The 13,223-nt window shown below is 57.5% G+C and carries 12 protein-coding genes; 3 read left to right on the forward strand and 9 right to left on the reverse strand.

Going from position 1 to position 13,223, the window contains the following annotated elements; all coding sequences use genetic code 11:
* Positions 1-43: 43 nt before the first annotated feature.
* From gpmA to modE, 9 genes are all read right to left on the reverse strand, one after another.
* Complete coding sequence (gpmA, locus tag M2407_RS01325) at positions 44-796, reverse strand: 2,3-diphosphoglycerate-dependent phosphoglycerate mutase (protein WP_004941818.1); 753 nt, start codon at positions 794-796, stop codon at positions 44-46.
* Positions 797-1,009: 213 nt separating this feature from the next.
* Entirely contained in the window at positions 1,010-1,348 is a 339-nt protein-coding gene (locus M2407_RS01330) for a PsiF family protein (protein WP_020825694.1), read from the reverse strand.
* 196 nt (positions 1,349-1,544) lie between these two features.
* Positions 1,545-2,588, reverse strand: a complete 1,044-nt coding sequence (galM, locus tag M2407_RS01335) for a galactose-1-epimerase (protein WP_128863927.1) — start codon at positions 2,586-2,588, stop codon at positions 1,545-1,547.
* Entirely contained in the window at positions 2,582-3,733 is a 1,152-nt protein-coding gene (gene galK, locus M2407_RS01340; protein ID WP_122077622.1) for a galactokinase, read from the reverse strand. Before galK ends, galM begins: the two co-directional genes overlap by 7 nt.
* Complete coding sequence (galT, locus tag M2407_RS01345; RefSeq protein ID WP_142816440.1) at positions 3,730-4,782, reverse strand: galactose-1-phosphate uridylyltransferase; 1,053 nt, start codon at positions 4,780-4,782, stop codon at positions 3,730-3,732. Before galT ends, galK begins: the two co-directional genes overlap by 4 nt.
* Before the next feature lie 286 nt (positions 4,783-5,068).
* Positions 5,069-5,890 (reverse strand): CPBP family intramembrane glutamic endopeptidase, encoded by an 822-nt coding sequence (locus M2407_RS01350; RefSeq protein WP_217330923.1) that lies wholly within the window; start codon positions 5,888-5,890, stop codon positions 5,069-5,071.
* Positions 5,891-6,043: 153 nt separating this feature from the next.
* Positions 6,044-6,616, reverse strand: coding sequence for a cysteine hydrolase family protein (locus M2407_RS01355; RefSeq protein ID WP_020825699.1), 573 nt, complete (start codon positions 6,614-6,616; stop codon positions 6,044-6,046).
* Positions 6,617-6,747: 131 nt separating this feature from the next.
* Positions 6,748-8,220, reverse strand: a complete 1,473-nt coding sequence (gene modF, locus M2407_RS01360; RefSeq protein WP_259216582.1) for a molybdate ABC transporter ATP-binding protein ModF — start codon at positions 8,218-8,220, stop codon at positions 6,748-6,750.
* Between the two features lie 90 nt (positions 8,221-8,310).
* On the reverse strand, positions 8,311-9,102 hold the full coding sequence (modE, locus tag M2407_RS01365) for a molybdenum-dependent transcriptional regulator (RefSeq protein ID WP_259216583.1): 792 nt from the start codon (positions 9,100-9,102) through the stop codon (positions 8,311-8,313).
* A gap of 195 nt (positions 9,103-9,297) precedes the next feature.
* On the opposite strand from modE, the gene M2407_RS01370 reads away from it, so the two are divergent.
* The 3 genes from M2407_RS01370 to M2407_RS01380 are packed head-to-tail and all read left to right on the forward strand — an operon-like array spanning position 9,298 to position 13,223.
* The gene (locus M2407_RS01370) at positions 9,298-11,463 is read left to right on the forward strand and encodes a TonB-dependent siderophore receptor (RefSeq protein ID WP_259216584.1); all 2,166 of its coding nucleotides are present in this window, start codon (positions 9,298-9,300) and stop codon (positions 11,461-11,463) included.
* Positions 11,464-11,470: 7 nt separating this feature from the next.
* Entirely contained in the window at positions 11,471-12,466 is a 996-nt protein-coding gene (locus M2407_RS01375) for an ABC transporter substrate-binding protein (RefSeq protein WP_259216585.1), read from the forward strand.
* 1 nt (position 12,467) lies between these two features.
* Positions 12,468-13,223, forward strand: coding sequence for a trans-aconitate 2-methyltransferase (locus tag M2407_RS01380; RefSeq protein ID WP_259216586.1), 756 nt, complete (start codon positions 12,468-12,470; stop codon positions 13,221-13,223).

The following is a 13,223-nucleotide window of genomic DNA, read 5'->3' on the forward strand; positions in this document are numbered from 1 at the left end:
CCCCCGGCCAAAACCGGGGGCTTTTTAGATCATGCGGCGAAAATTACTTCGCTTTACCCTGGTTTGCCACGGCGGCCGCTTTAGCAGCGATCTCGTCGGCATTACCCAGGTAGTAACGTTTGATTGGCTTGAAGTTCTCGTCAAATTCATACACCAACGGCACGCCGGTTGGGATGTTCAGCTCGAGGATCTCGTCTTCGCTCAGGTTATCCAGGTATTTCACCAGCGCACGCAGGGAGTTGCCGTGTGCAGCAACGATAACGCGCTCGCCGCTTTTGATGCGTGGCAGAATTTCTTCGTCCCAGTAAGGGATCACGCGATCGATGGTCAGCGCCAGACTCTCGGTCAGCGGCAGCTCTTTCTCGGTCAGCGCGGAATAACGCGGATCGTGGCCCGGGTAACGTTCGTCATCTTTGGTCAGCTCTGGTGGAGTAACGGCGAAGCCGCGACGCCATTGCTTAACCTGCTCGTCACCGTATTTTTCTGCGGTTTCAGCCTTGTTCAGACCCTGCAGCGCGCCGTAGTGGCGTTCGTTCAGTTTCCAGGATTTCTCAGTCGGCAGCCAGGCCTGATCCAGTTCGTCCAGAATGTTCCACAGGGTGTGGATAGCGCGCTTCAGTACGGAGGTGTAAGCAAAGTCAAAAGAGAAACCTTCGTCTTTCAACAGTTTGCCTGCTGCTTTCGCTTCGGTGCGGCCTTTGTCGGACAAATCAACATCATACCAACCGGTGAAGCGGTTTTCGTTGTTCCACTGGCTTTCGCCGTGACGCACCAGAACCAGCTTAGTTACAGCCATAGCTTAACTCCTTAATAATCTGACATTTCAATGATAACGAAAATCATTATATTGCCGCGGCCGGGGGCTCGGCAATCGATAGTGTTTAACCATAGCCAATTTCTTGCCGCAAAGTAAGTGCTGTTCTGAGGAAAAGCTGAATCGATCAGGCTGGTGCAGATAGGGAGTGCGGCACGGCGAAGGGAGATTCGGCCGTGCCGTGGGGAAGGGCAATCAGGCTGCTTTTTTCAGGCAATTGCTCATAAAGGTTTTACGCTCGTCACCCTTCAGGCTTTTGGTCTTGGCGTCGGCGTTACAGGTTTTCATTTTCTGCTGCTGCGGAGTCAGCGTTTTGGTCGCAGCGGTGCCTTCGGATTTCAGGCAGGTGCTCATGAAGGTAGAGCGATCCGCGCCTTTCAGCGTTTTGCTGGTGGCCTGTTGATTACAATCGGTCATGCGTTTCTGCTGCGCGGCCTGTGCCGGTGATGGCGTTTTTGCTGCGGTCTCGGCAGCCATCAGATTGGTGCTCAGCAGTAAACCCGCCAGTAATGGAAGTGCAGTAATCAGACGCATAGGTGTTCCTTCAGCTATTGGCCGGCCGGGGTGGCCGAAAATTGTGACGTTGCACAAGGTGTTGTGCTTATCACCGTAGCCTGATTCTAGTGCGCGCTTTGGAATAAGGAAAGGCAGCCCTCGGTGCGGCAGCGGGGTAAAAAGGTAAGCATTTATAACAAACGGCCCCTCGCCGCGTGGCAAGGGGCGTAGCGGGTCAGATAGGATAAAACTGATAATGGGTGGCGCTCAGGTATTGTTGCCCCGGCTGCAGCCAACAGTTGGGCTGCGGCCATTCCGGGTGGTTCGGGCTGTCCGGCAAAAACTCGCTTTCCAGCGCCACGCCGGCGTAATTGGCATAGCTGCCGCCTTCGCGTGCCGGGGTTCCGCCCAGATAGTTGCCGCTGTAGAGCTGCAACGCCGGCGCACTGGTGAAGACGCTCATTTGTACCTGGCCATCAGCCGACCAAAGATGGGCCGCCGGGCAGTCCAATGCGCCACAGGTACGATGCAGCAAAAAGGCATGATCGTAGCCTTTTACCCGCTGTTGACAGCGATCGCTCAAAAAATCCTGCAGCAGCGTTTTTGGTTGGCGGAAGTCCATGCCGCTGTCTGCCACCGGGGTTAGATCGGCACAGGGGATGCCTTCGCTGTCGACCGGCAGATAGCGGTCGGCAAACAGCTGTAGCCGCTGATGGCGGGCGTCGGTTCCGGCCCCGTCGAGGTTGAAGTAGGCGTGGTTGGTTAAATTGACCGGGCAGGCGCTGTCGGTCCGCGCCTGATAGCTGATTTCCAGTCGATTGTCGGCAGTGAGTCGATAGTTGACCTGAATGTCGAGATTGCCGGGAAAACCCTGGTCACCGTCTGGCGAATGCAAGGCGTAGCTCACCTGCTGCTGATCCTGTTGGGTAATGCGCCAGCGGCGGGCATTAAAGCCTTCCGGCCCACCGTGCAGCTGGTGTTCTCCCTGATTGGCGACCAGCGGATGCGGTTTGCCATCAATCTGCAGGCTGGCGTGCGCGATGCGGTTGGCGTAGCGCCCGACGGTAGCGCCCAGGTAGGCCGCTTGATTCAGGTAGTCCGCTGGGGTACGACACCCCAGCAGCAACTCGCGCGTTTTGCCCGATTTCAGCGGCAATACTGCGGAGAGCCAGGTGGCGCCCCAATCCATCAGCGTTACCGTCATTCCGCCAGCGTTTTTCAACTGGGTCAATTGGTAGGGCTGGCCGTCAGGGGCCAACGTTTGACTGTCGCTCAGCATCTGCCGGCCCCCTCTGACGCCTTACAGACGTAAAAGGTTTCTTTCAGCCCATGGGTCTGCAGCGGGTATTCGCGTGCTACTGCCTCGCGGACCGGCTCGACCAGCGCCTGTGGCATTAGCGCCACGATACAGCCGCCAAAACCGCCGCCGGTCATGCGCACGCCGCCGCGGTCGCCGATAACGGCTTTGACGATCTCCACCAGCCGGTCGATCGGCGGCACGGTAATTTCAAAATCATCGCGCATCGAGGCGTGCGACTCCGCCATCAGTTTGCCCATCAGCTTCATATCACCAGCGGCCAGCGCATCGGCAGCAGCCAGTGTACGATCGTTTTCGCTGATCACATGACGCGCTCGTTTGGCGACGATCGGATCCAGCTCATGCTGGATCGGGAAAAACAGATCCGGGCTGACATCGCGCAGCGCTTTGACACCGAAGAAGCGCGCGGCTTCCTCACACTGCTTGCGGCGGGTGTTGTATTCGCTGTCTACCAGACCGCGTTTCACATTGGAATTGATGATCACCACCGCGATATCTTCCGGCACCGATACTGCGCGGGTTTCCAGCGTTCGGCAGTCGATCAGCAAAGCATGATCCCGTTCGCCGAGCGCGGAAATCAGTTGATCCATAATCCCGCAGTTACAGCCGACAAACTGATTCTCTGCTTCTTGCCCATTGAGGGCCAGCGCTACGCCATCCAGCGGCAGGGCATACAGTGCCTGCATGGCCTGACCAACGGCGACTTCCAAAGAGGCGGAAGAGCTGAGGCCGGCACCTTGCGGCACATTACCGGAAATCACCAGGTCCGCACCGCCAAAATCGCTGTTGCGTTGCTGCAGGTGTTTGATCACGCCGCGTACGTAATCGGACCAGCGTTGGGTTGGATGGCTGACGATCGGTTCGTCGAGCGAAAACAGATCCTGCTGGGCGTCGTAATCGGCGGCGATCACCCGGATCTGACGGTCGTCGCGTTTGGCGCAGGCGATCACCGTCTGGTAATCGATGGCGCACGGCAGCACAAAACCGTCGTTATAGTCGGTATGCTCGCCGATCAAGTTCACCCGGCCCGGGGCCTGGATAGTCAGTGCGGGCGCGTAGCCAAAACGTTCGGTAAAAAGGGTGTGGGTAAGGTTCTTTAAACTCATTGTTGGGCTCCGGCTTCACGGTAATGAACATCGCTAACGGCACGCAGACGTTCTGCGGCCTGTTCTGCAGTCAAATCGCGCTGGGTTTCTGCCAGCATCTCGTAACCCACCATAAATTTACGCACCGTGGCAGAACGCAGCAGCGGCGGATAGAAGTGGGCGTGTAGTTGCCAATGGCGGTTATCTGCGTCGTTAAACGGGGCGCCGTGCCAGCCCATGGAGTAGGGGAAGGAGCACTGGAACAGGTTGTCGTAACGGCTGGTCAGTTTTTTCAGCACCACGGCCAGGTCACGGCTCTGTTCGGCGCTGAGATCGGTAATGCGCTGCACTGAACTCTTCGGCAACAGCAGCGTTTCAAACGGCCAGGCCGCCCAGTAGGGCACCACGGCCAGCCAGTGTTCGGTTTCCACCACCGTACGGCTGCCGTCAGCCTGTTCGCGCTGGACGTAATCCGTCAACATCGCGGAGTGGTGCCGTTGGAAATACTCGCGTTGCAGCCGGTCCTCATGCTCGACTTCGTTCGGCAAGAAGCTGTTGGCCCAAACCTGTCCATGCGGATGCGGATTAGAGCAGCCCATCGCGGCGCCTTTGTTTTCAAAAACCTGCACCCACGGATAGCTGCGTCCCAGATCGGCGGTCTGTTCCTGCCAGGTGGCAATCACTCGTTCCAGCGCTTGCAGCGGCAGTTCCGGCAGGGTCTTGCTGTGATCGGGCGAGAAACAAATCACCCGGCTGGTGCCACGGGCGCTCTGGCAGCGCATCAGCGGATCCTGACTTTCCGGTGCCAGCGGGGTATCCGTCATCAGCGCGGCAAAGTCGTTGGTGAACACGTAGGTGTCCTGATAGTTAGGGTTTTTATCGCCGGTAACACGGGTGTTGCCCGGGCAGAGGAAACAGTCGGGATCGTGCTGCGGCAACGTTTCCTGCTGTGTTGACTCCTGCTGGCCTTGCCACGGCCGTTTGGCACGGTGTGGCGAGACCAATACCCATTGGCCGGTCAGCGGGTTGTAGCGGCGATGGGGATGATCTACGGGGTTAAAATCCGTCATGGTGGTTCCTTTTTCTCGGGCGATGCGGCGCGGTGTAATCGCTTTCATCTACCGCTAACCTACCCTTGACTCATACAAATGGATAACTATGAGCAAAAAGATAGCACGTCCTACGGGGGAAAAAGGTGATCCAGAGCGAAAAATGGAATCGTTTACACTGCGTGATGCAAGTGAGAAAACCGCTGGCAGTGTAGGAGGGGGAAAGCTGAAAAAGTTGGCATCAGGCTGGAAGTGATAGCGTTTTCACACTGGTAACCGGCAGGCGTTCACCTGCCGGTTATGGCGATCAGGAATGCTGGTACAGCGGGTAAGTGAACAGCAGCAGATGGGTCAGATTAAGTCCGAAGTGGAATAAAATCGGCACCCACAAGCGGCCACTCCACATCCATGCCAGGCCGTAAATCAACCCGGCAAGCGTGGCGAAAATGACCATCAGCATGCCACCGGCCAGATGCGCGGCGCCAAAAATCAGCGCGGCAATAATCAATGCCGGCCAAGCCCCCAACCATTGGCTCAGCCGTTGCTGCAGATAACCGCGGAACAGCGCTTCTTCAGCCATGCAGACAAAGAACAGGTTGGCCATGATAAACGGCAGGATCCAGGTTGGGGTATGCAGCTCAATCTTCAGGCCGCCAAGCGCCACCGCCAGCAACAGCAAGGCTGGAACGCTGATAATCAGCGCCGTCCAGGCCGATGTACCTACGCTTTTTTCAGGTTTATCGCGTTTAAACAACGTTGGCAGACAGGCGAACAACAGGAAGGGCACTATCGCCTTGTCAAAGTTGTAATACATGGTGAAGGGTGCGCTTAACGGGCCTGCTTTATCGCCGTCGATCATCAATTGGTTATTGATCCCCGGCACCAGGTGCAGGAATAGCGCCACACAGCTTAAAACCACTAACACTTCAAGTGGGACAGCCAGATTACGCCGTGTCCGAAAATGGTGTCGCAGCCCTGCGAGGGCGGCAATGCCTAATAAGCAAGTCAGGCTGAGCGGGGTGAGTACCGCGTGGTACATGCCCATCCCCGCCGATGCGGCCAGAATCAACCAGGCAATAAGCCGGTTAAATGGCAAAAAGAATAACGAAGAAGCCAGTACGCCCCACATAACTATGTCCCTTTAAAATATGCACACGGTACCCATTACCGAAGGCAATCATTGCTTTATCGGTGTGCGAATGATCGGTGAGTTGGGCACTATGCCGGATAGTAGCACAGCGAAATGACGATAAAGGTCGGTGCAGTGGGTGAAATAGTGCTGTTAACCCTTCATCCAGGCTTGCGAACGGGTGATTTCCGCCAGGTTCTGCAGGATATCCAGACTCTGCTGGTGGATTTCCTGCGTCGGTGCGGCGCATAAGTCCTGCAAGACGGTCACCTGAAAACCGGCGTCGTGCGCCTGTCTTGCGGTGCTTTCGATCGCCAGTGGGGTACTGACCCCGCCTAGCAGCAAATGATGGCAGCGATGCTGCTGCAGCCAGGCTAACAAATTGTTACCGGCAAAGGCGCCAACGCCGTGCTTTTCGAACTGAATATCCGTTGGCAGCACCTGCAAATCCTTATCCCATTGGCAGCCGGGGCTGCTCAGACGCAGTGCGCCAATCTGTTTCAGGTGGCTAAACAGCGGAGAGTGAGCGGGAATGTCGTGATAATCGTCGGCAAAACCGACGCGCACCCAAATCACCGGAATTTTACGTACCCGGGCGTAAGCCGCGGCGGCGTTGGTGTTGGCAATCAGGTTTAATGCCAACACCTGCTCACGGCAATGGTTCGCACGCCCTTTGGGGCCAATCAGATCGTCGATAAGATCGATAATAATCAGTGCGGCGGACATGGTGTCTCCAGAAGCGGATCCTTTACTCCTTATGATAAAAGGCCAAATGTGATGTGTTGCAGAGGAAGTGTTGCCGGATATGTCATCGGATGAGTAGCGGGGCTACCCATCCGCGCGGATTATCGAGGATTTCAGATCAGCGTATCCAACTGATAACGGTAGCCGTCGCCGTCAGGGACAAAGCTCAGGCGGTGGGTAATACTTTGCGGCGCGTCTTCCGCATGGTGGGAGACAAACAGCAGTTGGGTCGATCCCTGGCCGATCAACACGTCGACAAAGCGACGGACCAACTGGCGATTGAGCGGATCCAGCCCCTGCAGCGGTTCGTCGAGGATCAACAGCGCCGGGTGTTTGACCAGTGCGCGGGCGATCAGCGCTAACCGTTGCTGACCCCAGGAAAGGCTGTGAAAGGGGGCCTCGCCGTTTGCACCGCCCAGCCCCAGCAACGTCAGCCACTGGTCAGCCAATTGCCGTTGGCGATCGGATACCGCCTGATAAATACCGATCGAATCGAAAAAACCGGACAAGATCACGTTGCGCACGCTGGCGCTGACGCGGTAATCCAGATGCAGGCTGCTGCTGACGTAGCCGATATGGCGTTTGATATCCCAGATGGTTTCCCCGCTGCCGCGCCGCCGGCCGAACAGGGTAAGATCGTTACTGTACCCCTGAGGGTGATCGCCGGTGATCAGGCTGAGCAGCGTCGATTTACCGGCACCGTTCGGGCCGACGATCTGCCAGTGTTCGCCGGGATTAACCTGCCAGTCGAGGTGATTGAGAATAGGTCGATCGTTGTAACTGACCCTCCCGTCGCGCAGGATAATTAACGGTTGATCCGCCGGCAGCGTGGTTTTCTGCGCCGGATCTTCGGTTTCCGGCAGCGCCAGGCCATCCAGATTCTCGCTGTGCGCCAGTTGCGCTACCAGCGCTTCCGCCATCACCTGCCGGCGCGTCCCCTGGCTTGCCAGGGTGCAATCGGCCAGCACGCCCACGTTACGGATAAAGTCCGGCACTTCGTCAAAGCGGTTGAGCACCAGCACCAGGGTATAGCCATGCCCGGAGAGGTCATTCAACAGCGCAGCCAACTGAGCGCGTGAAGTCACGTCCAGCCCGTCGAAGGGTTCATCCAGGATCAGTAAATCGGGTTGTGGCATCAGCGCCCGGCACAGCAGGGTTTTGCGCGTTTCGCCGGTAGAAAGGTATTTAAAGCGACGTGACAACAGCGAGGTAATGCCGAACTGCTCCGCCAGCTGCGCGCAGCGCGTGGGGTCTTTGACCTCTTCCTGAATGATTTCCGCTGCGGTGCGTCCGGTATCTTCCTCGCCTGGGCTAAGCAGGTCGGTATTGTTACGTTGCCATTCGTCGCTGACCAGCTTTTGCAACTGTTCGAAGGAGATGCGTACCGCATGCTTGAAATCGCTGCGGCGCTCGCCGTTGAGCAACACCAGTTCATCGGCCAGCGCGCGTGCCAGGGCGGATTTGCCGCTGCCGTTGGCGCCGACAAAGGCCCAGCTGTCGCCGGCCTGAATCTCCAGCGCTTCCAGCGTCAGGGTACGGGTATCGCTTAAGCGAAATGAACCTTGCGAAATGTGCAACGACGACATCACCTGTTCCTTTTTATGCAATTATTTTGTTTAGAAATAGGCGCATTGCGGAGCGATGTCAATCGGCAAAAATGCAACGTTACGTTGCGTTTAGCACAACGTGGCGACAATCACCCGATCGGCGTTAAACAAGGCGTGAACCTGGCTGCCGGGGCGCAGTTTTAGCTGCTGCAGCTCTGGGTTGGCCACGGTGGCGCACAGGGGTTCACCGCCCGTCAGCGTGACCAGCACCTCGCTGTGATCGGCACCCGGTTGAATGCTGGCGACCACGCCCGCCAATGCGTTGTCCGCTGCCCCGACCAGGGCCGGATCGGTATTCAGTTTCACCCAGGGGGCTTTAATCAGCGCCAGCACTTCCTTTCCGGGGGATAGCTGCAGCCGATCGGCGCTCTGTTGGGTGATGGCCGCGCTGAGACGGGTTTTGCCGTCGTTAAGCAGAATATCCAGATGCTGCTGCACCTGCTGGTGATCGCGTTCGATCACGGTGCCAAAGAACTGGTTGCGGGCGCTGGTTTGCAGCGAGAAACGCGAGATTGCCGCTAACAGGCTATCGAGCGGCAACTCGTCCTGTTGCAGCACGTCGAAGGCTTTTTGTTGGATCTGCCCCAGCAGATCGTAAAGCTGGATCAACCGCTCACCGTAGCGAGTCACCTGCGCACCGCCACCGCCTTTGCCGCCGGTGGCACGTTCTACCACCGTCTGCTCCGCCAACTGGTTCATTTCGTTAATCGCGTCCCAGGCACTTTTGTAGCTGATGCCCGCCAGTTTGGCGCCCTGGCTGATGGAGCCGGTGTGCCGGACCTGTTTCAGCAGCGCGATGCGGCGCGGGTCGGCGAACAGCTTCTGCTGAAGTTTTAGGGTAAGAAGAATTTCGGCCTGCATAACGCGTCCTGTCGGCTGCAAAAGCCTTATTGTCGCCGATTTAGCCGCAAAGCGCCAAAGGATGCGTCGGCTACAGTCAGGGCTCGGTAACAATAAAAACTGGTCTTCAATTATTGAAATGTTATAACATAACAAAAAATATAATGATTGATGCCGGCCACGGCGGGTTTTTATTTCACCAAAGGGATGCTGTAAATGAGTGCTGCACGTCTGGGTTTCGTCACGCCCAAAAAACCACCTTATTACCTGATTACCGCTTTGCTGTTAAGCCTGCCGAACGCCGCGCTGGCCGTCGGCGCTTGCGACAAAACCGAAAAGTCATCACGTTGCGAAGACAGCTTAACCGTGCAGGCATCCAGCCAGCCCCAGAGCACCTATGGCTCGTTGGAGGTCGTCACCCAGTCGGCTTCGCGCCTGGGGCTGACCAATCTGGAAACCCCACGCAGTATTGATGTTATCAGCGCACAGGCTATCCAGCAGCGGGGTGATAAATCGCTCGCCGCCGTTGTCGAGCGTGCTCCCGGCATGTCCGGCGTGGCTTCCCCTACGCTCAGCAATAACTTTTCACTTCGCGGCTTCAGGCCGGTGTCCTGGCTGTATAACGGCGTCGAAACGCCGGGCAGCACCCTTCAGCTAGCGGATCCTTCCCATTACGGCAGTGTAGAAGTGTTGCGCGGCCCCGGATCGGTGCTCAATGGCCTGAGCGCCGCCGGCGGCAGCGTCAATCTGCTTTCGCGCCAGCCGACCTTCAGCCGCCAGCCCATCGAGTTCGACTATGGCTTGTCGAGTTATAACAGCCAGCGCCTGCACTTGGGAGCGGGAGGGACGTTAGTCGACGACGTGGCGGCCTATCGTCTGGACGTCAGCGGCAGCGACAGCGGCACCAATGTGCAATATGAGCGTGACAAACAGAAACGGGTATCCGGCGCGCTGCTGTTTAAACTGTCTGATAATGCCCTGCTGACGTTAAGCCTGGATCGCATGCTCAATCGCACCAACAACCCTTACTACGGCACGCCGCTGGTGGAAGGGAACATCGCCCGCGAACTGCGCGATATCAACTACAACAACCTGACCGACAGCCGTATCCAGAGTAACGCCACGTCGTTTCAGGCCAGCCTGGATTGGTTCACCACGCCTGAAATTGAGCTGCATAACCAGTTCTACTACTACAGCGGCTTTCGCGAATGGCGCAATGTGGAACGCTTTCGCATCTCGGCCGCCACCCAGCCCGGCTATGTCAATCGCGATTCGTTCGGGGCGCTGGCCCACGATGACGACCTGATCGGCAACCGCAGTTCACTGGTGTTCGACCGGCCGTTGGGCGGCTTCGATAACCGGTTTATTGTCGGCCTTGATCTGAGTAAACGTCGCTTTCAGTACTACTCCAACGGCTTCCCCGGTTCCGAAGAGGTTCCGCTGCAGGCACCGATCAGAGAAAGTTTTTCACAGGGCACCGCTAGCCAACGTTCTCCGGTTCGCCACGTTACGCAAAACCAGTACGCCGCTTTTATGGAAGACCGCTTCAGCCTGACTGAACGTTTAACCCTGCTGGGGCAGTTGCGCTACAACCATATGGATATGGATTGGCATTTTCAGGGCCCGCAAGAAGAGCGCTCCGCGCAAACCTACGCCTTCAGCGTCTGGAGCCTTGGCCCCAGCTATGCGTTGACCGATAACATCAATATTTACGCCAACTACACCACCGGCAAGGAGCCGGGCAACGACCTGTTCTTTTTAAGTCCGGCGCAAACCGGTCTGCCGCTCACCCGGGTACGCCAAGGGGAAGTCGGCGCCAAGGGGCAGTTTTGGGATAACAAGGGAGAGGCCACGCTGGCGTTGTACGAACTGCGCAAGGACAACCTGTTTGTGCCCAATGCGCAGCAGCCGGATACGCTAAATGCCGTTGGCCGGCAGACCTCGCGCGGCGTGGAATTAAGCCTGATGTTGCGCCCCAGCGAACGCTGGGAGCTGGCCGCCAATGCGGCCTACACCCACGCCCGTTATGATGAGTACCGCGGCGGCAGCCCGTTACGTAGCTATAACGGTAATCGTCCGGCCTACATCCCTGACAGGACCGCCAACCTTACGGCACGTTATATGCCGACGGAACAGTGGGGGCTCACCTCATCGCTGCGCTACGTGGGCAGCAGTTATAACGACGACGCCAACCAGCGTAAAATGCCGTCCTACACCACGCTCGATTTGGCGACAGACTATCAGATCACCCGGACCGTGGGTGTGGGCGTGCGTATCAGAAACGTCACCAACCAGCTGTATGCCTATCAACGTACTTACCCGGATCAGGTGCTGATTGCGCCATCACGCACCTATGAAAGCTGTATTTCGGTGAGGTTCTGATCCCGCTATGCAGCCGATGATCTGCCTGCTGGTGGCGCTGGGCCTGTCGTTTCATGCGCTGGCACAGGCCGGTGCTGTCACCCTCAATAACTGTGACCAGGCTTACCGCTACCCCACGGCGCCTGAGCGGGTGCTGGTTTACGCCAACCCCGCGTTGGAAAACCTGCTGGCGCTGGGACTGGCGCAGCGCATCGTCGGCATTATCGGTTATGACTATGCACGGGATACGGCTCCGTCTCCGACGACGTGGGGCAAAGCCCTGAGCCAGTTGTCGGCCGCCGCACCGCCAGCGGCGGAACCTTTGCTGTTGCTCAATCCGGATTTGGTCTATTCGGCCAGTTACTACTGGTTTAACAGCCCGGAAACGCCCAGCCGCGATCGGCTGACGGAGTGGGGAATCGCTACCTATCTCTCGCCTGACGTCTGCAGTGGCCAACAAAGTACCGTAAGCCGCTCGGCGAGCTTCGAGGGTATTTTTGCCGAACTGCGTGAAATTGCCCGAATTTTTCACGTCACCGGCGCAGCTGAGCGCTTAATTAAAAAGCAGCAGTCACAACTGCGGGAACTGGAGCGTCAGGCGGTGTCCTTGCCCCAACAGCGGCTACTTTGGTGGTATGCCGGTACGCAAACCCCTTATGTGGCGGGATGCTGCGGCGCACCTGCACTGTTGACCCGTCAGATTGGCAGTCAAAATCTGTTTGGGGATCTGCCCGAGCTTTGGCCCACCGTATCCTGGGAAACCATTGCCGCCCGCGATCCCGACGTGATTGTGCTGGGCGATTTGCCTCGTGGCGGCCTCGGCGACAGTGCCAAAGATAAGATCCATTTTCTGGAGCATCACCCCCTGACCTCAACCCTGCGCGCCGTGCGCCAAAAACGCTATGTCATTTTACCCGGCTACGACCTGGATCCCTCGGTACGTACCCTGGCAGCCTTGCAACGTTTAATTCAGGGCCTGCAGCAACAGGCCTTAGGATCATCCATTCTCAAAAAGGAACCCTGATATGTCCTCTCTTTCATTCTCCTCACTGTTGACCTCGTGGGATCAGCAACAAGGGGCTTACATCGCCGAGCGAGAAGCGCGTTTTAATGCTCAACTCGACGTGTTAGCGCTTTCGGTCGGCGAGGATTTTCACGTACTAGATCTGGCTTGTGGGCCGGGATCGCTAAGCCTGCGCATCCTTCAGCGTTTCCCGCAGGCCAAAGTGACGGCGATGGATCTCGATCCGTTATTGTTGGCCATCGCCCACGGTGCTCTTGCGGAATATGGCGACAGGATCCGCATTCTTCAGGCCGATCTCGCCGATCCTGAGTGTTTCTCATCGCTCGAGGGGGCAACGCCTGATGCGGTGGTTTCCAGCACGGCGCTGCACTGGTTAATGCCGGAACAGCTGACGGTGCTGTATCGCAACATCGCCGAACGGCTGCCCAAGGGGGGCGTATTTTTGAATGCTGACCACCAGCGTTATGACCATCGGCAGCCACGCGTTAAAACGTTGGCTGAACTGCACGATAACCAGACGCAGCAACAGGCCTGGCGCAACGGTGTCGAAGACTGGGAGCAGTGGTTTGACAAGGTGCAGCAGTTGCCGGAGCTGGCGCAATATCGGCAACAGCGGGAAAAGCTGTTCGCCGGGCGTCCTGTCCCTCCGGCGACGGCATTAGATTTCCAACTGGCCAGCCTGACGCAGGCGGGGTTTACCGAAGTAGAGCCGGTCTGGCAGTTGTTGGATGACTACGTGATTGCAGGCTGGAAATAG

Origin of the sequence: Serratia sp. BIGb0234 (genome assembly GCF_024809915.1) — a bacterium.
Lineage (GTDB): Bacteria > Pseudomonadota > Gammaproteobacteria > Enterobacterales > Enterobacteriaceae > Serratia > Serratia liquefaciens.